The sequence below is a fragment of the Phenylobacterium sp. genome, assembly GCF_004297125.1.
GTDB lineage: Bacteria > Pseudomonadota > Alphaproteobacteria > Caulobacterales > Caulobacteraceae > Phenylobacterium.
The window spans coordinates 16,602-37,005 of the sequence record NZ_SCVD01000025.1; the positions used below are offsets into that span (position 1 = coordinate 16,602).

Sequence of the window (20,404 nt, forward strand, 5' to 3'; positions counted from 1 at the left end):
GCCGATCGAGACCTCTCAGGCGCGGAAGCTCGCCGTGGCTTCGCTGGTGGCCGAGGGCGTGAGCCTCCGCGGCGACTTCACCACCGAGGGCGACCTGCATCTGGACGGCGCCGTCGAGGGCGACGTGCGGGTCTCCCAGCTGACGATCGGCGAGACCGGCGTCGTGACGGGCTCCATCCTGGCCGACAGCGTCGAGATCCGCGGCCGCGTCGCCGGCACGATCTGCGCCCGCCAGGTGCGCCTGTGGGCCACCGCCCACGTGGACGGCGACATCAGCCACACCGAACTCGCGATCGAGGCCGGGGCCCATTTCGAGGGGCGCAGCTTGGCGCTGACCCCGGCCAAACCCGCGGCCCTCGAGGCGCTCACCGTGGTGGCGGCGGAGTAGCTACTCCCGCGTCGCGCCCACCCTCTGCGACAGGGCCGCGCCCATGAAGCGATCCAGGTCGCCGTCCAGGACGCCGTCGGTGTCGCTGGTCTCGACGTCGGTGCGCAGGTCCTTGACCATCTGGTACGGCTGCAGGACGTAGCTGCGGATCTGGTGGCCCCAGCCGATATCGGTCTTCTGGTCCTCGATCGCCGCCTTGGCGGCTTCGCGCTTCTCCAGCTCAGCCTCGTAGAGGCGCGCCTTCAGCATTTTCCAGGCCTGGTCGCGGTTCTGGTGCTGGGAACGCTGGTTCTGGCAGGCGACGACGATGCCGGTCGGGATGTGCGTCAGGCGCACCGCCGAGTCGGTCTTGTTGACGTGCTGGCCGCCGGCGCCGGACGCCCGGTAGGTGTCGGTGCGCACGTCGGCGGGGTTGATCTCGATCTCGATGGTGTCGTCCACCACCGGATAGACCCAGACCGAGGCGAAGCTGGTGTGGCGCTTGGCGGCGGCGTCGAACGGCGAGATGCGGACCAGGCGGTGGACGCCGGCCTCGGTCTTCAGCCAGCCGTAGGCGTTGGGCCCCTTGATCTGCAGGGTCACCGACTTGATGCCGGCCTGTTCGCCCGAGGTCTCCTCGAGGAACTCGACCTCCATCTTGTGGGCGTTGGCCCAGCGCGAATACATCCTGAGCAGCATCCCGGCCCAGTCGTTGGACTCGGTGCCCCCGGCGCCGGAGTTGATTTCCATGAAGGCGTCGTTGCCATCGGCCTCGCCGGACAGCAGCGCTTCCAGTTCAGCGCGGTCGGCGCGCTCCTTGATCGCGCGGAGCTGGGCGATCGCTTCCTGGAAGCTGGCCTCGTCGCCCTCTTCCTCGGCCATCTCGGCATAGCCGACGGCGTCGGTCAGGTCGCGTTCCAGCGACTGGACGGCCTCGATCTGGGCGGCCAGGCGCGAACGCTCACGGCTGACGACCTGGGCCTCTGCCGGCCGGTCCCAGAGGGTCGGGTCCTCGACCCGGGCGTTCAGTTCGTCCAGTTTGCGAAGGGAAGGTTCCCAGTCAAAGACGCCTCCTGAGCAGTTCGATCGACTGCTCGATGTCGGCCTTGGCGGCCTCGACATCCGCTCTCATGAGAGAACTCCCAATACGTAAGGTCGCGGCGTCTAACGCGCGCCGCCGGTTAGAACAAGTCGGACAGGTCGTCCTTCTTCTTCGGCGGGGGCGCGGCCGGCGGCGCGACGGCCGCCGCCGCGTTCGGCGCGCCCGTGACGTTCCCGGAGCCGAACACCTGGCTGTACGGCTGCGGACCCGAGGCTGGGCCCGCCGCGCCCAGGGCCTGGTTGGAGACCGAGGGCTCGGTGCCGGGGCGGAACGCCTCGCGGATGCCGCGGATCATCGCGTACTTGGCGTTGGACGGGGCCTTGAACGGTTCGGCTGGCTTGTCCTTCAGCGCCTGGCCCATGAACTCGACGAAGATCGGCACGGCCGCGACCGAGCCCGTCTCATTGTTGCCGAGGCTGCGGTTGTCGTCGAAGCCGATGTAGACACCCACAACGAGGTGCGGCGAGAAGCCCATGAACCAGGCCGACCGGTAGTCGTTGGTGGTCCCGGTCTTGCCGCCCAGCGGCTTGCCGATCGACGAGGCGGCCGTGGCGGTGCCGCGCTGGACGACGCCTTCGAGCATGGAGGTGATCTGATAGGCCGTGATCGGGTCCATCACCTGGTCGCCGGTGCGCGGGATCCGCGGGCTCTCGTCGCCGGAGAATCCGACCTCGCAACGGTCGCACTGCCGGCGGTCGGCGCGCCAGATGACCTTGCCGTTGCGGTCCTCGACGACCTCGATCAGATGCGGCTGCACCAGCTTGCCGCCGTTGACGAAGGTCGAATAGGCGGCGGCCATCTTGTAGGTCGTGGTCTCGCCCGACCCCAGGGCCATGGCCAGCACCTTGTCCATCTTCTTGGTCACGCCCAGCCGTTCGGCCAGGCTGGCGATCCGGGTCATGCCGACGCTCTGGGCCAGGCGCACGGTCATGGTGTTGCGCGACAGCTCGAGGCCTTTGCGCAGGGTGAGCGCGCCGTAGTAGTCGCGGCTGTAGTTTTCCGGGCTCCAGTCCTGGCCGCCATAGCCGCGCAGCGTGATCGGCGCGTCCAGCACCGTGCTGGCCGGCGTGTAGCCGCTCTCCAGGGCCGCGGCGTACACGATCGGCTTGAACGACGAGCCCGGCTGGCGCAGCGCCTGGGTCGCGCGGTTAAAGCTGGAGAGCGAGAACGAATAGCCGCCGACCATCGCCACGACCCGGCCCGAATAGGGTTCCATGGCCACCAGGGCGCCGTTGACCGCCGGCACCTGTTTCAGGCGGAAGCCGCCCCCCTCCTTCACCGGCTCGACGAAGACCAGGTCGCCGGTGCCGATCCCCTTCCCGGCCCGGGCCCACGACACGTCCTGGCCCACGACGTTGCCGGTGGCGCCGTCGATCGTGCGGACGGCGACCGCGCCTCCGGCCACGCTGGTCACGAGGGCGCGCTTCCAGTCCTGGCGTTCGCGCGGCTTCACGGTCTTGCGGGCGATGTCTTCCCAGCCCTCCGTGGTCGTGACGTGGCCCCAGGCGCCGCGCCAGCCGTGGCGGCGGTCGTAGCTTTCCAGCCCGTTCATCAGGGCCAGCTTGGCCTGGCTCTGGAGCTGGGGGTCCAGCGTCGTGCGCATGTAATAGCCGCCGGCGTTCAGCCGCTCGTCGCCCAGCTCCTTCATGTTGAGCGAGATGCGGCGCACCTCCTCCACGAAGTAGTCGGCGTCGCGGTACTGGGAACGCGAGGGCGCGGCCTGGACCTTCAGCGGCTCGGCGATGGCCGCCCTGGCCTCGGCGCGGGTGACCCAGCCTAGGTCGGCCATCTGGTCGATCACCCAGTCGCGCCGCGCCTTGGCCTGCCGCGGCCGACGCAGCGGATGGTAGTTGTCGGGCCCCTTGGGCAAGGCGGCCAGATAGGCGCTCTCGGCCAGGGTCAGCTCCGACAGCGACTTGCCGAAATAGTTGTAGGCGGCGGCCCCGACCCCGTACGAGCGGTACCCGAGCCAGATCTCGTTCATGTAGAGCTCGAGGATCCGCTCCTTCGACAGCGTTTGTTCGAGCTGGGAGGCCAGGATCGCCTCCTTGAGCTTTCGCCCGACCGTCTGGTCGCTGTTCAGCAGGATGTTCTTGGCCACCTGCTGGGTGATGGTCGAACCGCCCTCGAGGCGCCGGCCCTGAACCAGGTTGACCACGTTCTTCATCTGCGCGCGGGCGAAGCCGCCCACGTCGACGCCGCCATGCTTGAAGAAGCTGTGGTCCTCGGCCGCCAGGAACGCCTGGGCGGTCTGGGCGGGAATGGCGTCGTAGGGGACGAAGATGCGCCGCTCGCGGGAGAACTCGCCGATCAGGGTGCCGTCCCAGGCGTAGGCGCGGGTGGCGGTCGGCGGATGGTAGTCCACGAGGTCGCCGGCGTCGGGCAGGTCGTGGAACAGCCAGGCCGCGTAGACGCCGACGGCCGCGGCCGAGAGCGCGATGAAGCTGAGCGCCACCACGCCGGCCAGGGCCACCCAACGCGGCAGCTTGGCCCGCTGGGGCCCGGCCCGTTCGGGACTGGCGGTAGGATTCAACTGACGACGGGCTCCGGGCGCTCCAGACCTGTCGTCCTAACGTGTGTCGAAGCAGGCGCCAACGGGCGGAGGGTGCGGCTGCGTCAGCGCGACGCCAGCTTCATCTGTTCGCCGAAGTGGATGTCGATGGCGCCGGTGACCGCGCGCATGAGCCGGACCCGGGCCGCGGGATCGCGCAGCCGGGCCTCGTCCTCGGGATTGTTCACGAAGCCCATCTCCAGCAGGACCGCGGGCACGTCGGGGGCCAGCAGCACCATGAACCCGGCGTCGCGGTGGCTGCGGCGCAGCATCGGGGCCTTGCCCTCGATGCTGGAGACCAGGGTCTGGGCGAAGACGGCCGAGCGGTTGCGGGTCGCGCGCTGGGTCAGGTCGAACAGGATGTCGCGCACCCCCTGGTCGCCGGTCAGGCTGGCCTTCATGAACCAGTCGTCGCGGCTGACGAACTTCGCCGCGCGCTGCGAAGCCTTGTCCGACAGGGTGTAGACGCTGGCGCCCTTGAGGTTGGTCTCCGGCGCCGAGTCGGAATGCAGAGAGATGAACAGGTCCGCGCCGGCGCGCTGGGCGACGCGCACGCGGTCCTCCAGCGGCACATAGACGTCCGAGGTGCGCGTCAGCACCACCTTGTAGCGGCCCGTGCGGCCCAGCTGGTCGGCGAGGGTGAGCGCGGCGGCGAGGTTCACGTCCTTCTCGTAGCCGGACGTACCCGAGGCCCCGACGTCGCGGCCGCCGTGGCCGGCGTCGATGACCACGACCTTCTTCAGCGGCAGGGCCGGCTTCTTGGCCGGAAGGAATTGGGTGCGGATCGGCGCGGTCGGCGCCGCCACGCTGGCGGCGGTGGTCGAGGTGAGCACCGCGCCGGGCGGGCTGGCGGCGACGTCGATCACATAGCGGTAGTTGGCGACCCCATCGGCCGGCGGCAGCAGGAAGCGCCGCTTCAGCTTGGCGTCGCCCGCCAGGTCGAGCTGGAGCCGGGCGCCGCCCTGGACCTGGTCGAGCATCCAGGCGCGCACGATGCCCTTGCCCGAACCCTGCTGGGTCTGGCCGGCGATCACATTGGGCAGCATGACCACGACGCGGCGGTCGACGGCGCCGTCGGAAACGACCTTGGCGCTGGTGGCCCCGTCCAGGTCGATGACCAGCCGCGTCTCGCTGGAATCACCACCCATGCGGACCTTGATCAGCGCGGCGGTCTCGGTGGCGGCGTGGCCCACGGCGAAGGCGGCGAGGCCGACGGCGACGGCGGCGCAGGCGGCCATTGCGCGCCCCCGGCCCTGCCTCACCACGCCCTTTAGCCGCCCCAGCATGCTAACGCCCCGAAAACACGGAGATTCGCCGAACGCGAACCGATCACCCATATAGGCGGCGGCGTCGTAGACAAAGGGTTAACGAGGTCTTGCGGCCGACGACAATCGCGTGAACGGCTGCTTTCCTTTTGCAGCCCGGTGTTGCAATGTCGCGCCGCGCGACGTCGGAGCGCCCGATCCGGGCCCGAACGCCACGCGACAAAACCAGCCGGCGTCGGCTTCGACCGAGTACTCGGTGGCGACGCATCATCCGATCCGCGACCTTCGGGACGCGCCTAGGAACACACCCGATGAGCTGCGCAGCTCGAGCCACATCTGGCCCCAAGGCCTCACGGACCGCCGTTCCCGGCGTATTCGTAGTCCACGCGCGCGCTCGTCCCATAAGCAGGCAGCGCCCGGGCCGAGACGCCCCCGCGCGCCGCGGAGAGACTAATGCCCAAGACTATGTTGATCGACGCAGCCCACGCGGAAGAGACGCGTGTGGTGGTCGTCGACGGGAACCGCGTTGAAGAGTTCGATTTCGAAAGCCAGAACCGAAAGCAGCTTCGAGGGAATATCTACCTCGCCAAGGTGACGCGCGTTGAGCCGTCGCTGCAGGCGGCCTTCGTCGAGTATGGCGGCAATCGCCATGGCTTCCTGGCCTTCAACGAGATCCACCCCGACTACTACCAGATCCCGGTCGCCGACCGCGAAGCCCTGCTGCGCGAGGAAGCCGAGGACCACGACGAGGACGAGCGCCCGGCCCGCGGCCGCCGCCGCAACGGCGGCGACGACGCCGAGGCGCACGGCGACGACGAGGACGAAGCCGAATCCGCCGGCTCGGACGACGATGACGACGTGATGGAAGAAGAGCTGGCGCGCCGCCGCCGCCGGCTCATGCGCCGCTACAAGATCCAGGAAGTGATCCGCCGCCGGCAGATCATGCTGGTCCAGGTCGTCAAGGAAGAGCGCGGCAACAAGGGCGCGGCGCTCACCACCTACCTCTCGCTGGCCGGCCGTTACGGCGTGTTGATGCCCAACACGGCTCGAGGGGGCGGCATCTCGCGCAAGATCGACACCGCCACCGACCGCAAGCGCCTGAAGGGCGTGGTCGCCAGCCTGGCCGTGCCGCAGGGCATGGGCCTGATCGTCCGCACCGCCGGCGCCAAGCGCACCAAGGCCGAGATCAAGCGCGACTACGACTACCTGCTGCGCCTCTGGGAGAATATCCGCGAGAAGACGCTGCACTCGATCGCGCCGGCGCTGATCTACGAGGAAGAAGACCTCGTGAAGCGCACGATCCGCGACCTGTACGACAAGGACATCGACGAGGTCTGGGTCGAGGGCGAAGCCGCCTTCAAGGAAGCCCGCGACTTCATGCGGATGCTGATGCCCAGCCAGGCCAAGAAGGTCATGGCCTACCGCGAACCGATGCCGCTCTTCGTGAAGCACCGGGTCGAGGACCACCTCAGCCAGATCTACACCCCGGTCGTCCCCCTGCGTTCGGGCGGCTACCTGGTGATCAACCAGACCGAGGCGCTGGTCGCCGTCGACGTGAACTCCGGCCGCTCCACCCGCGAGCGGAACATCGAGGCCACGGCGCTGAAGACCAACATGGAGGCGGCCGAGGAGGCCTGCCGCCAGCTGCGCCTGCGCGACCTGGCCGGCCTGATCGTCATCGATTTCATCGACATGGATGAGTCGAAGAACAACCGGGCGGTCGAGAAGAAGCTGAAGGACGCGCTCAAGGACGACCGCGCCCGGGTCCAGATGGGCAAGATCAGCCCGTTCGGCCTGATGGAGATCAGCCGCCAGCGCCGCCGCACCGGCGTGCTGGAAGGCACGACCCACGTCTGCGAGCACTGCCAGGGCACCGGCCGGGTGCGCTCGGTGGAATCGAGCGCGCTGGCGTCGCTGCGGGCGCTGGAGATCGAGGCGCTGAAGGGCGGCGGCGAGGCGACGCTGCGGGTGCCCCGCGCCGTCGGCCTCTACATCCTCAACGAGAAACGCGCCCACCTGGCGCGGCTGAACCAGACGTTCGGGCTCTTCGTCACCGTGGTGATCGAAGACGAGATGGCCCACGCGGACCACGCCATCGAGCGCACCTCGATGGAGACCCGCGCCGAGCACGCCCAGCCCCTGCCCTCGGCGACCCCCGCCTATGAACCCGTGGCCGAAGACGACGACTTCGACGACGAGGCCTACGAGGACGAGGAAGAAGACGAGGAAGAGGACGAAGACGCCCTCGAGCGCGAGGACACCGACGACGACGCCGCCCATGCCCGCAACGCCCGCGAGGAGCGTCCGGCGCGCGAGGACGACGAGGAAGGCGGCCGCCGTGGCCGCGGTCGCCGTCGTCGCCGTGGACGTCGCGGCGACGAGCCGCGCGCCGCCGACCGCGAACCGCGCCCCGAGCGGGGCCCGCGTCCCGAAGGCGAGCCGCGGCCCGCCCGCGCGGAGACCGAGGAAGACCGCGACGGCCGCCGCCGCCGCCGGGGCCGCCGCGGCGGTCGCCGGATGCGCGAGGACGTCCGCCCGCAGGATGCGTTCTCGTGGGTGCGCCCCTGGGTGCCCTACGGCGACGATCCGTTCGTCTGGTACGACCCGTCCGAAGACCTGAAGATCGCGCCGCAGCCGACCGCGGCGGAGCCCGCGGCCCACGCGCCGACGGTCGAGGCTCCGGCGCCCGCGCCGGTCGCCCGTGACGGCGGCAGCGACGAGGACGTCTGGGTCGAACTGCCCGAGGTCGAGGAAAAGCCGAAGCGCGCCCGCCGCGCCCGCGGTCGCGGCCGGGGTCGTGACGGCGACGCCGCCGCGGACGCCGACGCCGCCTCGATGACGGTCGAAGCGGCCGCGGTCGAGCCCGAGGCGCCCGTCGCCCCCGAGCCCGAACCGGTCGCCGCCGTGGCCGAAGAGCCCCCGGCCAAGCCGAAGCGCTCGCGCAGCCGCAAGGCCGCGCCGGTCGCCGAAGCCGCCGAGGCCGTGGCCGCCCCGGAGCCGGTCCTGGAGGTCGTGGCCGCCGAGCCCGAGCCGGAACCCGCGCCGCCGCCCCCCGCGCCCCGCGCGCCCGATCCGGCGGAGATCTCGGGTCCCGCGCCGGCGCCGAAGCGCGGCTGGTGGCGCCGCGGCTAGTCCATCGCCATGTGTCAGCCCGTGTCCCGCCAAACCGGTTTCCTGTTTGGCGGGATGCGCGCTAGCATCCCACCCGCTGGGGGCGTCGGACTACGATAGAGTGTCGAGGATGAACTCCCCTTTCCGTTCGGTTTCGCGCCTCGCTCTGACAGCCTTGGCCGCCACGGGCCTGGCGCTGACGGCGGCCCCCGCCTCGGCCCAGTCGACGGCGCGCGACACCGAGATCGAAGAGATCCTGGCGCGGGATGCGGAGCCGATCCTGAAGGCCGCCGGCATCGACCCGAAGAATGTCGAGATCGTGCTGGTTACCTCGAAGGAACTCAACGCCTTCGCCGGTCCTCGCGTGATGGGCTTCAACACCGGCCTGATCCTCGAATCCGACGATCCGAACGAGTTGCAGGGCGTCATCGCCCACGAAGTCGGCCACTTGGCCGCCGGCCACAGCGCCCGCTCGGGCGACATGCAGTCGGCCGGCATGAAGCCGTTCCTGCTGACCATGGGCCTGGGCGTGCTGGCGGCCATCGCCGGATCCCCCGAGGCGGCCGCGGGCCTGGCCGGCAGCGCCAGCTACTTCGGCACGCTGGGCGCCATGGGCTACAGCCGCGAACAGGAGAGCCGCGCCGACCAGGCCGGCGCGACGCTGCTCGACCGGGCGGGCCTGTCCGGGAAGGGCCTGGCCGACTTCTTCGACAACTTCCGCTACCAGGAGGTCTTCGACGAAGCGCGGCGCTATGCCTATTTCCGCAGCCACCCGATCTCCTCCGACCGGATCGAGGGCCTGCGCCGCAAGGTCGAAGCCCAGCCGAACTACAACAAGAAGGACAGCCCCGAGGCCATGGCCGAACACGCGGTCATGAAGGCCAAGCTGGACGGCTTCCTCAATCCGCAGGTGGCGATCACCAAGTACGACGAGAAGGCCACCGACTATCCGTCACGCTATGCGCGGGCCATCGCCTACTACCAGCTCAAGGAGCCCGACAAGGCGCTCAAGCTGGTCGACGTCATGCTGCAGGAGCAGCCCAACAATCCCTACCTGTGGGAATTGAAAGGCCAGATCCTCTTCGAGTTCGGCCGCACGGAAGAAGCCGAGCAGCCCCAGCGCAAGTCCGTGGAGCTGAAGCCCGAGGCCCCGCTGCTGCGCGTGAACCTGGGCCAGACCCTGATCGCGCTCGACGACAAGAAGAAGGTCGCCGAGGGCGTCGTCGAGCTGAAGCGCGCCATCACCCAGGAAGAGGACAACGCCGTCGCCTGGCGGCTCCTGGCCGAAGGCTACGACAAGCTGAACGAGGACGGCCTCGCCCGCCTCGCCACCGCCGAATACAACTTCAACATCGGCGACAAGCGCCAGGCCCGCGTCTTCGCCATGCGCGCCCGCGAGATGCTGACCCGCGGCACGCCCGAGTGGCGGCGCGCCACCGACATCGTGCTGGTGGCCGAACCGACCCGCGAAGACCTGAAGGATCTGGCCCGTGAGGGCTCGATCGCCGGGAACACGCGTTGAGCCGTCAGGCTCCCTGACCTATCGAGAGCCCATGAAGCCGTTCCTCCCCCTCGCCGCCCTCCTCGCGGGTTCGCTCGCCCTGTCCGCCTGCAACAAGCCCGCCGAGGCCGACCCCGCCTTCGGGGCCAAGGTGCGCGCCTATCTGCTCGAACACCCCGAGGTGATCGAGGAGGCGGTGGTGAAGCTGCGCCAGAAGCAGACGCTGGAGCAGGCCAAGACCTCCGCCGCCACCCTGGCGAAGTACCGCCAGCAGCTCGAACGCGACCCCCGCGACCTGGTGATCAACCCGAACGGCGAGTTCACGGTCGTCGAGTTCTTCGACTACCGCTGCGGCTACTGCAAGGTGGTGGCCCCCGAGGTGGTGAAGCTGATCCAGGAGAACCCGGACGTCCGCTTCGTCTTCAAGGAGTTCCCGATCTTCGGCGAGGTGTCGGACAGCGCCGCGAAGCTGGCGCTGACCCCGCAGGGCAAGCAGAAGGGCGTCGAGCTCTACAAGGCCTGGATGGCCGACAAGGGCCTGGACGAGACGGCGCTGGACCGCCACCTGGCCGAAGCCGGCCTGGATCCGGCGGCCGTGCGCAAGGCCGCGGCCGATCCGGCCATCGCCCAACAGATCCACGACATCCGCCTGCTGGCCGGCGCCCTGGGGCTGCAGGGCACGCCCGCTTTCGTGGTCGGCGACTACGTGATCCCCGGCGCCGACATCGGCTCGGTGCGCGCGGCGCTCGCCAAGGTGAAGGCTGCGGCGATGAAGCGGCCTTCAGGCTCCCCGACGTAAAGATCGGCCTCTGCTAGACTGCCGGCCTGACATCTCGCGGGGTACGGCATGGTCGAGCGGGTTCTGGTGATCGGCGCGGGGATGGCGGGCCTCTGGACCGCCATGGCCCTGGCGGGACCCGATCGCGAGGTCACGGTGCTGGACCGCGATCCACCGCCGCCGGCGGGCGGCCCCGACGTGGCCTTCGAGGACTGGCAGCGCCGCGGCGTCGGCCACCTGCGCCACAGCCACGCCTTCCTCGCCCGCCTGCGCACCCTGGCCCGCGACCGCCACCCGGCCCTGCTGGAGGCCCTGCTGGCCGAGGGCGTGCGCGAACTGGGCTTCGAGGGCTCGCTCACCGCCCAGCACAGGAAGACCTACGTCCCCGCCCCCATCGACCGTGACCTGGCGATCCTGACCAGCCGGCGCACGACCCTGGAACTGGTGATGCGCCGCTACGCCGAGGCCCTGCCCGGCGTCACCATGCGCGCCCAGACCTTCGTGAAGGGCCTCAGGACCACGCCCGGCGCGCCGCCGACGGTCACCGGCGTGGTGCTGGAGGACGGGACCGAGCTCTCCGCCGACCTGGTGGTCGACGCCCAGGGCAAGGGCTCCCAGGCCTACGAGTGGCTGGCGGAGGCCGGCGCGACGATCCCGGAGAGCTCCGAGCCCTGCGGCGTCATCTACTTCACCCGCCACTACCGCCTGCGGTCCGGCCAGGAGGAGCCGCCCCGGGGCGCGGGCTCCACAACCGGGGACCTGGGCTTCCTGAAGTTCGGGGTCTTCCCGGGCGACAACGGCTGCTTCTCGATCACCCTGTGCGTCCCCGAGGTCGAGGAGGAGATGCGCAAGGCCATCGTCGATCCGGCGGTCTTCGACGGCGTCTGCCGCGAGTTGCCGGGCCTGGTCGCCTGGATCGACCCCGAGCGCACCGACCCCACCAGCCGGGTGTTCGGCATGGGCCAGCTCGAGAGCCGCTGGCGCGAGATGGCGCCGGACGGCAGGCCCGCCGTCCTGGGTTTCTTCCCCGTCGGCGACTGCGTGGTCCGCACCAATCCCCTGTACGGCCGGGGCTGCTCATTCGCCGCGGTCGGCGCCCACCTGCTCAAGGATGCGCTGGACGCCACGCCCGACCCGGTCCAGCGCCTCGCGCACTACCGCGCCGGCCTCGAGCGCGAGCTGCGGCCCTACTACGACGTGATGCGCAAGGCCGACCGGTCGGCGATCCGCCGGGCCCGCGCCGCCCTGCTGCCGCCCAAGAAACCCACCCTGAAGGGAAGGCTGGCGAAGAGCTTCCTGGAGGACGGCGTCGCCATCGCCATCCGCGAGGACGTCGAGCTGCTGCGCGCCTTCCTGCGCGGCTTCCACATGCTGGAGCATCCGCAAGCCTGGCTGAAGCGGCCCAGGAACCTGGCCAAGATCGTCCGGGTCTGGGCGCGCGGCAAGGCGGCCAACGCCGAGCTCTATCCGGCGCAGGGTGCGCCCGGCCGGACCGAGATGCTGCAGGCGGTGGGGGTCTCGCCAGACGCCGACGTCCAGCGGGTGCGGGCGCTGGCGGCTTGACCGCCGCAGCGTAAGGCGCGTTGCCTGCCCGCCGAGAACTTCGCGGGAGGATCCCCATGTCCGAATACAAGCTGCTCATCAACGGCCAGATGGTCGCCGGCGACGCCACCATGACCGTCCTCAATCCCGCGACGGAAGAGCCGGTGGCTGTGTGCGCCAGGGCGTCGAAGGGCCAGCTCGACCAGGCCGTGGCCGCCGCCAAGGCCGCCTTCCCCGCCTGGAGCGCCACCTCGATCGACGAGCGGCGCAAGGTGCTGATCGCCATGGCCGACGCGATCCAGGCCAACATCCCGGAACTCGCCCGCCTGCTGACCCAGGAACAGGGCAAGCCCCTGGCCGACGCCACCGGCGAGATCTTCGGGACCTCGGCCTTCTTCCGCTATTTCGCCAGCCTGGACCTGCCGGCTCGCGTGGTGACCGACGACGCGACGTCGCGCATCGAGGTGCGCCGCAAGCCGCTGGGCGTGGTGGGCGCGATCGTGCCCTGGAACTTCCCGATGATCCTGATGGCCTTCAAGGTTCCCGCCGCCCTGCTGGCGGGCAACACCGTGGTCCTGAAGCCGGCGGCCACGACGCCGCTGTCGACCCTGCGGTTCGCCGAGCTGGTGAAGGACCTGGTCCCGCCGGGCGTGCTGAACGTGATCGCGGACGCCAACGACCTGGGCGGCGACATGACCAAGCATCCCGACATCCGCAAGATCAGCTTCACCGGCTCCACCGAGACCGGCAAGAAGGTGATGGCCAGCGCCGCCGACGCGCTCAAGCGCATCTCGCTGGAGCTGGGCGGCAACGACGCGCTGATCGTCCTGGACGACGTGGACGTGGCGGCGACTGCGCCCAAGGTGTTCGGCGCGGCCATGCAGAACGCCGGCCAGGTGTGCATCGCGGCCAAGCGGATCTACGTCCACGAAAGCATCTACGACGCCATGTGCGACGAGTTCGCCGCCCTGGCGAAGAACATGGTGGTCGGCGACGGCCTGGAGCAAGGGGTCCAGATGGGCCCGCTGCAGAACAAGGCCCAGTTCGACAAGGTCATGGGCTTCATCGAGAGCGCGAAGAAGGACGGCAAGGTGATCGCCGGCGGCGACCGCAAGGGCGACAAGGGCTACTTCATCAACCCCACCGTCGTGCGCGACATCGCCGAGGGCTCGCAGCTGGTGGACGAGGAGCAGTTCGGCCCCGTCATGCCGGTGATCAAGTACTCCGACCCCAAGGACGCCGTCGCCCGCGCCAACGCCTCGATCTACGGTCTGGGCGGCTCGATCTGGGCGAAGGACAGCGACCGCGCCTGGGGGCTGGCCGAGGGCATGGAGTCGGGCTCGGTGTGGGTGAACAAGCACGCCGACCTGCAGCCCCACCTCCCCTTCGGCGGCGCCAAGTTCTCCGGCATCGGCAGCGAACTGGGCGAAGAGGGCCTGAAGGAATTCACCCAGGTCCAAGTCCTGAACATGGCCCGCTAGCGGGGCGCGGGCGGCAGGGTCGGAGGCGCTGCCGCCCGAATTTGCGATGGAACGGCGCGCCGGCGCGCACTATGAGCCGACCATGAAGATCGCCATCGCCTCCGACCATGCGGCCTTCGCGATGAAGGGCGAGCTCGCGGCCTGGCTGCGCGAGCTCGGGCACGACGTCACCGACCTGGGCCCGGACGGCGCCGCGTCCGTCGACTATCCCGACTACGGCTACAAGCTGGCCCGGCACATCGCCGCCGGCCACGCCGATTTCGGCGTCGCCGCCTGCGGCAGCGGCATCGGCATCTCGATCGCGGTCAACCGTGACCCGGCCGCGCGCTGCGCGCTGGTCTCCGAGCCGCTCTCCGCGGCCCTGGCGCGCGAGCACAACGACGCCAACGTGATCGCGCTGGGCGCGCGGCTGATCGGCGTCGAGATGGCCAAGGCCTGCATCGAAGCCTTCCTCGCCACCCCGTTCGGCGGCGAGCGCCACAAGCGCCGCGTCGAGAAGCTGTCGAAGCCTCAGGGCGCCTGAGCCCGCTGATTTGCCCGAGAGCGGCTTTCGCGAGGGTCGCCAGGGGGTGGCTAGCGGTCCGTCCATCTGGCAGGCTCAAGACGGCTTGGTCTGAGTGATGCGTATGCGCCGAACTTTCCTCCGCGCCCTTACAGTCGCCTTCGGCGCCCTGGCCGCCGTGATCGCCACACCCGTGGCCGTTCACGCCCAGGCCACCTCGCGCGCCTGTATTGGCGAAGCGGGCGAGACACCCGGTCCCGCCTGCCTGGTCGCCCATGTGGAGCTCGGAACCCCGCCGCCGGGGCCGCTGTACTGGCGCGTCTACGATTTTCCAGATCTGGAGGCTGCGACACGCGCGAAGGACGGTCGCGGGGCGGTCGTACAGGCCTTCGGCCGCGTCTGGCTGTTTGAGGTCGGCGGCAAGGGGGTCAAGGTCCCCGGCGGACGTCACTTGGCGGACGTTGGGCCGCTGCCGATGGATGGGACATCGAGCCCGCTCAGCGTCGAATATCTGAAATCCACCTTCACGCCCGGCATGACGGCGCCGGTCCACGTGCATTCGGGGCCTGAGGCCTTCTACGCGATCAGCGGCGCAAGCTGTCTGGAAACGCCGGATGGCGCCCAGGTCGCCCGCGGCGCCGGTCATTCGCTGATGGTGCGGCGCGGCCCGCCAATGCTGCTCATGGCCACCGGCGCGGAGACCCGGCGGGGCTTCGCCATGATCCTGCACGAGCCGGGAGCCCCGCCGACGACGCTCACTTCGGACTGGACGCCCAAGGGCCTTTGCCCCGCCCGGTGAGGCTCAAGAGACACCCACGCAGCTATGCTTGACGGCCCTGGACGCGCTCGATGAGCTGCTGGAGGCCGAGGAGCTCGACATCGAGGCCGTCCACGACGCGGTCGAGGCGTCCATGGCGCGCATCCGCCGCGACATCGCCGCCGACCCGCTGCTGGTGAAGGCCGGCGTGCTGGAGGCGAACAGCCCGACGCCCGCTCCGGAGCGCATTGGCCTTCCCACCGCCCTGCCGGGGCCCCGCAACCGACGATCCGAGCTCATGGGCGCCGTGACCTTCTCGCGCCCTGCGGCGTCGCACGCCGACCTCGGTCAGCTTGTCAGGCGCAGCTCCGCCTGATCCGGCGCGAAGCGCCCTAGATCAATCCGCTCAGCGGCGACGACGGGTCGGCGTACATCCGCTTGCCCATCCGGCCGGCCAGATAGGCTTCGCGGCCGGCAATGACGGCGTGCCGCATGGCCCGGGCCATGCGGATCGGGTCCTTGGCCTCGGCGATGGCGGTGTTCATCAGCACCGCGTCGCAGCCCAGCTCCATGGCGATCACCGCGTCCGAGGCGGTGCCGACCCCGGCGTCCACCAGCACCGGGACCTTGGTCTGTTCGATGATCAGGCCCAGGTTGAGCGTGTTCTGGATGCCGCGGCCCGAGCCGATCGGGGCGGCGGCCGGCATGATCGCCGCGGCGCCGGCGTCCTCCAGCTTCCTGGCGTAGACCGGGTCGTCCGAACAATAGACCATCACCTGGAAGCCGTCGGCGATCAGCAGCTTCAGCGCCCTGAGCGTCTCTTCCATGTCGGGCAGCAGGTGCGGCGTGTTCGACAGCACCTCCAGCTTCACCAGGTCCCAGCCGCCCGCTTCCCTGGCAAGTCGAAGCAGCCGCACGGCGTCTTCGCCGGTGAAGCAGCCGGCGGTGTTGGGCAGGTAGGTGAATCGGTCGGGCTTCACATGGTCGGTCAGCATGGGCTGGTTGACGTCGGAGAGGTTCACCCGACGTAGCGCCACCGTGACGATCTCCGCCCCCGCGGCCTCGGCGGCGGCGGCGTTCTGGGCGTAGTCCTTGTACTTGCCCGTGCCGACGATCAGGCGGGACTTGAAGGTGCGGCCGGCGACCGACCAGGTGTCCTCAGTGTGCGTGGACCCATCCATCTCAGCCGCCTCCGACAAAAGCCACGATCTCGATCCGGTCGCCGTCGGCGAGCGAGGTCCTCGCATAGGCCGACCGCGGCACGATCTCCAGGTTGCGCTCCACCGCCACCTTCCGCATGTCGAGGCCGAGCGCCGACACCAGCGCCGCCACGTCGGCGACGCCGGAAAAGGCTCGGATCTCTCCATTCACGGTCAGCTGCAAAGCGGATGCTCCTGTCGGGTTGCTTGTGGCGTCCGCCGCCGACCGTTACAAGGGCCCGGAATCGACGGCGGAGCCGAATGCCGAAACCGATCTATGTGCTGAGCGGCCCCAACCTCAATCTCCTGGGGACCCGCGAGCCGGAGATTTACGGACATCAGACCCTGGACGACGTGCGTGGCCTCTGTGAGGCGCGGGCGAAGTCCCTGGGCTATGAGGTCGTGTTCCGCCAATCCAACCACGAAGGCGAACTCGTGGACTGGATCCAGGAGGCGCGCGAACAGGCCTCGGCCGTCATATTGAACCCCGCCGCCTATGGGCACACCTCCATCGCCATCCTCGACGCGCTCAAGATGCTTTCCATCCCGATCGTCGAGTGCCACCTCTCGAACCCGGCCGCGCGCGAGGCGTTCCGTAGGGAAACCTACGTGTCGCTGGCCGCCACCGGGCTCGTCTCGGGCTTCGGGGCGAAGAGCTATGAACTGGCCGTCGAGGCCGCCGCGGGCCTGCTGGCCCGCTAGATATCAAAGAAGACAAGGGCCGATACATGGCTAACACCCCCAAGGCGCCTGCCGATCCGTTCGACGCTCGCCTGGTGCGCAAGCTGGCGGACATCCTCACCGAGACCGGCCTGTCCGAGATCGAGGTGGAGCATGGCGAGCTGAAGATCCGCGTCGCCAAGCAGCTGACCGCGGCCGCCGCACCCGTGCATTACGCGCCGGCGCCCGCGCCCGCGGCAACCGCCCCGGCGTCCGCAGCCGCCCCGGCCGCCGCCGCCGCTCCGGCCGCGCCCGTGCGCGCCGCCGGCGACGAGGTGAAGTCGCCCATGGTCGGCACCATCTACCTGCAGCCGAACCCCGGCTCTCCGTCCTTCGTGAAGGTCGGCGACACGGTGGAGGCCGGCCAGACGCTGTTCATCGTCGAGGCGATGAAGACGATGAACCCGATCCCCGCGCCGCGCGCCGGCAAGATCGTGGAGATCCTGGTCGAAGACGCCCAGCCCGTGGAGTTCGGCGAACCTCTCGCCATCATCGAGTAGGCAGATGTTCGACAAGATCCTGATCGCCAACCGGGGCGAGATCGCACTGCGCGTCCACCGGGCGTGCAAGGAGATGGGCATCTCCACGGTGGCCGTTCACTCCGAGGCCGACAGCAGCGCCATGTGGGTGCGCCTGGCCGACGAGAGCGTCTGCATCGGTCCGCCCCCGGCCGCGAAGAGCTACCTGCATATCCCCGCGATCATCGCCGCCTGCGAGATCACCGGCGCCCAGGCCGTCCACCCCGGCTACGGCTTCCTGTCGGAGAACGCCCGCTTCGCGGAGATCGTGACGGCGCACGGCTTCACCTTCATCGGTCCCAAGGCCGAGCACATCCGCATGATGGGCGACAAGATCACCGCCAAGCAGGCGGTGAAGGAAGCCGGCATCCCCGTCGTGCCCGGCTCGGACGGCGCCATCACCACCGAGGAAGAAGCCATCGCCGCGGCGAAGGAGATCGGCTTCCCGGTGCTGATCAAGGCGGCGGCGGGCGGCGGCGGGCGCGGCATGAAGGTCGCCAAGACCCCCGACGACCTGATCGAGGCCGTCCAGACCGCCCGCTCCGAGGCCAAGGCGGCCTTCGGCGACGACGCGGTCTATATGGAGCGTTACCTCCAGACCCCGCGCCACATCGAGCTCCAGGTCGTCGCCGACAGCTTCGGCAACGTCTGTCACCTGGGCGAACGCGACTGCTCCCTGCAGCGCCGCCATCAGAAGGTGCTGGAAGAAGCCCCCTCGCCCGTCATCGACGCGGCGGCCCGCGCCAAGATCGGCAAGGTGGTGGTCGATGCGGTGAAGGCGATCGGCTACCTCGGCGTCGGCACCATCGAATTCCTGTACGAGAACGGCGAGTTCTTCTTCATCGAGATGAACACCCGCCTGCAGGTGGAACACCCCGTCACCGAGGCGATCACCGGCATCGACCTGGTGCGCGAGCAGATCCGCATCGCCGCGGGCCTGCCGCTGTCGTTCAAGCAGTCGGACGTGGTCTTCGAGGGGCACGCCATCGAATGCCGCGTGAACGCGGAGAACCCGAAGACCTTCGCCCCCTCGCCCGGCCTGGTCACCGACTATCACGCCCCCGGCGGCCTGGGCGTGCGCATGGATAGCGCCCTCTACGCCGGCTATTCGATCCCGCCCTACTACGACAGCCTGATCGGCAAGCTGATCGTCCACGGCCGCGACCGCGAGGAGTGCATCGCGCGCCTCAACCGCTGCCTGGGCGAGATCGTGGTCGGCGGCATCGACACCAACATCCCGCTGTTCCAGGACCTGATCCACCAGCCCGACTTCCTGGCCGGGACCTACGACATCCACTGGCTGGAACGGTGGATGGCGAGCCAGGCGGCGGCCGGCTAGTTCACGGTCTTCAGGCGGCTGGGGAGCAATTCGCCGCCGGTGCGCAGGATCGGATAGGCGGCGGCTTCCACTAGGTGGGAGTTGATGCTCTTCAAGTCGCGCAGGGCGTCGAGATGGAGCGAGCTGGTCTCCACCGTCTTGGCGTTGCCCGAGCGCAGGCGCGCGAAGTGCGCGGCCACGCCCTCGCTCTCGATCTCGCGGAACGCCTCTTTCTCCGCGACCAGCGTGCGCGCCGTCCCGGGGTCCCGGTTGACGAACAGAGAGGCCGCCAGCCGCACGTTGCCGATCAGGCGATCGACCAGCTTCACCAGCTCCGCCTCCCCCTCGGTCGAGAAGGCGACGCCGCGACTCTGGCGGCGCTCGGCGACGCTCAGCAGGTCGCGGGCGATCAGGTCTCCGGCGTGCTCCAGGTTGATGGCGAACATCAGCACCTCGGTCTGGCGCGCCACGTCCGCGGGCTCCTGCCGTTCGGCCGGGATCGACAGGACGTAGCCCTTGATGGCGCTGTTCAGGCCGTCCAGCACGTCGTCGAGCTGGCGCGTGGTGTGGATGGGCCCGCGGCTGTCGGACTGCAGCGCCTCGCGCAGGCCGTTGAGCATCCCCTCGATCGTGTCGGCCATCCGCAGCGCCTCGCGCGTGGCGAGCGCCAGGGCTACCTGGGGCGTCTCGCGTGCGGCCGGGTCCAGGTAGATGGGCGTGCCGGGCCGCGCCTCGGCGGCAGGGCTGGGCAGCAGGCGCTTGATCAGGTCGGCATAGGGCCCCAGGAACGGCAGGAAGGCCAGCGCCAGGGCCAGGTTGAACAGGGTGTGGAAATTGGCCAATGCCCGCGCCGGATCCGGACCGAGGCGAGCGACATGGGGCGCGGCGTAGCTGAGGGCCCCAAGCGCCACCACCAGCCCGACCAGCCTGTTGAGGAAGTTGCCCAGGGGAAGCCGCCGGCTGGCCGGATCGGAGCCGACACCGCCTTCCAGCAGCGGGTTGATCGCCGAGCCCAGGTTTGCCCCCAGGACCAGCGCCACGCCGGTGTCGATGCCGACCACGCCCTTGGCGGCCAGGGACATGGCCAGCAGGACCGTCACGACGCTGGAGTGCGCGGCCCAGGTCAGTAGGGCCGCGCCAGCGACCACCAGGGGCATGTAGTCGCCCAAGGCCCGCAATGCCTCGCCGACGCCCGGGCGCGCCACCAGCGGTTCCAGAAGCTGGAGGAACTGGTGCAGCGAGATCAGCACCAAGCCCAGCCCGATCAAGACCCGGCCGAAATCGTGCGCCTCGTCCTGCCAGCGGCGGAACAGCGTCACCCCCGCCAGCACCAGGATCGGGGCCAGCACGGCGATGTCGAACGAGAGCGCCTGGACGACCAGACTGGACCCGACATTGGCCCCCAGCATCACGGCCAGGGCCGGCGCCAACTCCACGAGACCGCCGGCCGAGAAGGCCGTGAGCATAAGGGCGGTGGCGGTGCTGCTCTGCACCGCGATGGTCACCGCGGTCCCGGCCGCGAAGGCGCGGATGCGGTTGCGCAACGCGCCGGCCAGGAAGTGGCGGAGCTTCGGCCCGAAGGTCCGCTGGACCCCGGTCTGCACCATGTGGACGCCCCACAGTAGGAGGGCGGCGAAGCCGGCGAGTTCCAGGATGACGACGGTCGTGGCGATGACTCTGAACTCCGCGAGC

At 69.8% G+C, this 20,404-nt stretch carries 18 protein-coding genes; 12 read left to right on the top strand and 6 right to left on the bottom strand.

Features of this window, described 5'->3' with window-relative positions; genetic code table 11:
- Positions 1–34: 34 nt before the first annotated feature.
- Positions 35–388: a bactofilin family protein gene (locus EPO51_RS17745; protein ID WP_293352991.1), complete on the top strand. Its 354-nt coding sequence runs from the start codon at positions 35–37 to the stop codon at positions 386–388.
- On the opposite strand, the gene prfB is transcribed toward EPO51_RS17745, so the two are convergent.
- The 3 genes from prfB to EPO51_RS17760 form a co-directional block, all read right to left on the bottom strand.
- Positions 389–1,499 (bottom strand): peptide chain release factor 2 gene (gene prfB / locus EPO51_RS17750; protein WP_293352992.1). Its coding sequence is split into 2 segments (ribosomal slippage): positions 389–1,429 and positions 1,431–1,499, totalling 1,110 coding nucleotides; the frame shifts between segments, so codons are not numbered across the junction.
- Between the two features lie 49 nt (positions 1,500–1,548).
- A complete protein-coding gene (locus EPO51_RS17755) occupies positions 1,549–4,002 on the bottom strand; it encodes a penicillin-binding protein 1A (RefSeq protein WP_293352993.1) in 2,454 nt (817 codons plus the stop codon).
- Between the two features lie 83 nt (positions 4,003–4,085).
- The gene (locus tag EPO51_RS17760; protein WP_293352994.1) at positions 4,086–5,258 is read right to left on the bottom strand and encodes an N-acetylmuramoyl-L-alanine amidase family protein; all 1,173 of its coding nucleotides are present in this window, start codon (positions 5,256–5,258) and stop codon (positions 4,086–4,088) included.
- A 480-nt stretch (positions 5,259–5,738) separates the two neighbouring features.
- On the opposite strand from EPO51_RS17760, the gene EPO51_RS17765 reads away from it, so the two are divergent.
- From EPO51_RS17765 to EPO51_RS17800, 8 genes are all read left to right on the top strand, one after another.
- A complete protein-coding gene (locus EPO51_RS17765) occupies positions 5,739–8,417 on the top strand; it encodes an Rne/Rng family ribonuclease (RefSeq protein WP_293352995.1) in 2,679 nt (892 codons plus the stop codon).
- A gap of 109 nt (positions 8,418–8,526) precedes the next feature.
- Positions 8,527–9,918 (top strand): M48 family metalloprotease, encoded by a 1,392-nt coding sequence (locus EPO51_RS17770; protein WP_293352996.1) that lies wholly within the window; start codon positions 8,527–8,529, stop codon positions 9,916–9,918.
- A gap of 31 nt (positions 9,919–9,949) precedes the next feature.
- Complete coding sequence (locus EPO51_RS17775) at positions 9,950–10,696, top strand: DsbA family protein (RefSeq protein WP_293352997.1); 747 nt, start codon at positions 9,950–9,952, stop codon at positions 10,694–10,696.
- A 48-nt stretch (positions 10,697–10,744) separates the two neighbouring features.
- Entirely contained in the window at positions 10,745–12,238 is a 1,494-nt protein-coding gene (locus tag EPO51_RS17780; RefSeq protein ID WP_293352998.1) for an FAD-dependent oxidoreductase, read from the top strand.
- 56 nt (positions 12,239–12,294) lie between these two features.
- Positions 12,295–13,698, top strand: coding sequence for an aldehyde dehydrogenase family protein (locus EPO51_RS17785; protein WP_293352999.1), 1,404 nt, complete (start codon positions 12,295–12,297; stop codon positions 13,696–13,698).
- 82 nt (positions 13,699–13,780) lie between these two features.
- Positions 13,781–14,221 carry a ribose 5-phosphate isomerase B gene (gene rpiB, locus EPO51_RS17790; protein ID WP_293353000.1) on the top strand — a complete coding sequence of 147 codons (441 nt, stop codon included), beginning with the start codon at positions 13,781–13,783 and terminating at the stop codon, positions 14,219–14,221.
- A gap of 103 nt (positions 14,222–14,324) precedes the next feature.
- Positions 14,325–14,999 carry a hypothetical protein gene (locus EPO51_RS17795; protein WP_293353001.1) on the top strand — a complete coding sequence of 225 codons (675 nt, stop codon included), beginning with the start codon at positions 14,325–14,327 and terminating at the stop codon, positions 14,997–14,999.
- Between the two features lie 28 nt (positions 15,000–15,027).
- A complete protein-coding gene (locus EPO51_RS17800; protein WP_293353002.1) occupies positions 15,028–15,333 on the top strand; it encodes a hypothetical protein in 306 nt (101 codons plus the stop codon).
- A gap of 16 nt (positions 15,334–15,349) precedes the next feature.
- Here EPO51_RS17800 and EPO51_RS17805 read toward each other — a convergent pair whose 3' ends face one another.
- Both EPO51_RS17805 and thiS read right to left on the bottom strand, forming a co-directional pair.
- Complete coding sequence (locus tag EPO51_RS17805) at positions 15,350–16,138, bottom strand: thiazole synthase (protein WP_293353003.1); 789 nt, start codon at positions 16,136–16,138, stop codon at positions 15,350–15,352.
- Position 16,139: 1 nt separating this feature from the next.
- Positions 16,140–16,340 carry a sulfur carrier protein ThiS gene (gene thiS / locus EPO51_RS17810; RefSeq protein WP_293353004.1) on the bottom strand — a complete coding sequence of 67 codons (201 nt, stop codon included), beginning with the start codon at positions 16,338–16,340 and terminating at the stop codon, positions 16,140–16,142.
- Between the two features lie 77 nt (positions 16,341–16,417).
- Here thiS and aroQ point away from each other — a divergent pair, with 77 nt between their 5' ends.
- Genes aroQ through accC form a run of 3 tightly spaced genes read left to right on the top strand, consistent with a single transcriptional unit; the run spans position 16,418 to position 18,733 of the window.
- A complete protein-coding gene (gene aroQ, locus EPO51_RS17815) occupies positions 16,418–16,858 on the top strand; it encodes a type II 3-dehydroquinate dehydratase (RefSeq protein WP_293353005.1) in 441 nt (146 codons plus the stop codon).
- A gap of 26 nt (positions 16,859–16,884) precedes the next feature.
- Entirely contained in the window at positions 16,885–17,376 is a 492-nt protein-coding gene (gene accB, locus EPO51_RS17820) for an acetyl-CoA carboxylase biotin carboxyl carrier protein (protein ID WP_293353006.1), read from the top strand.
- 4 nt (positions 17,377–17,380) lie between these two features.
- Positions 17,381–18,733: an acetyl-CoA carboxylase biotin carboxylase subunit gene (accC, locus tag EPO51_RS17825; RefSeq protein ID WP_293353007.1), complete on the top strand. Its 1,353-nt coding sequence runs from the start codon at positions 17,381–17,383 to the stop codon at positions 18,731–18,733.
- Here accC and EPO51_RS17830 read toward each other — a convergent pair.
- Entirely contained in the window at positions 18,730–20,385 is a 1,656-nt protein-coding gene (locus tag EPO51_RS17830; protein ID WP_363201011.1) for a Na/Pi cotransporter family protein, read from the bottom strand. The genes accC and EPO51_RS17830 overlap by 4 nt on opposite strands.
- Between the last annotated feature and the right edge of the window lie 19 nt (positions 20,386–20,404).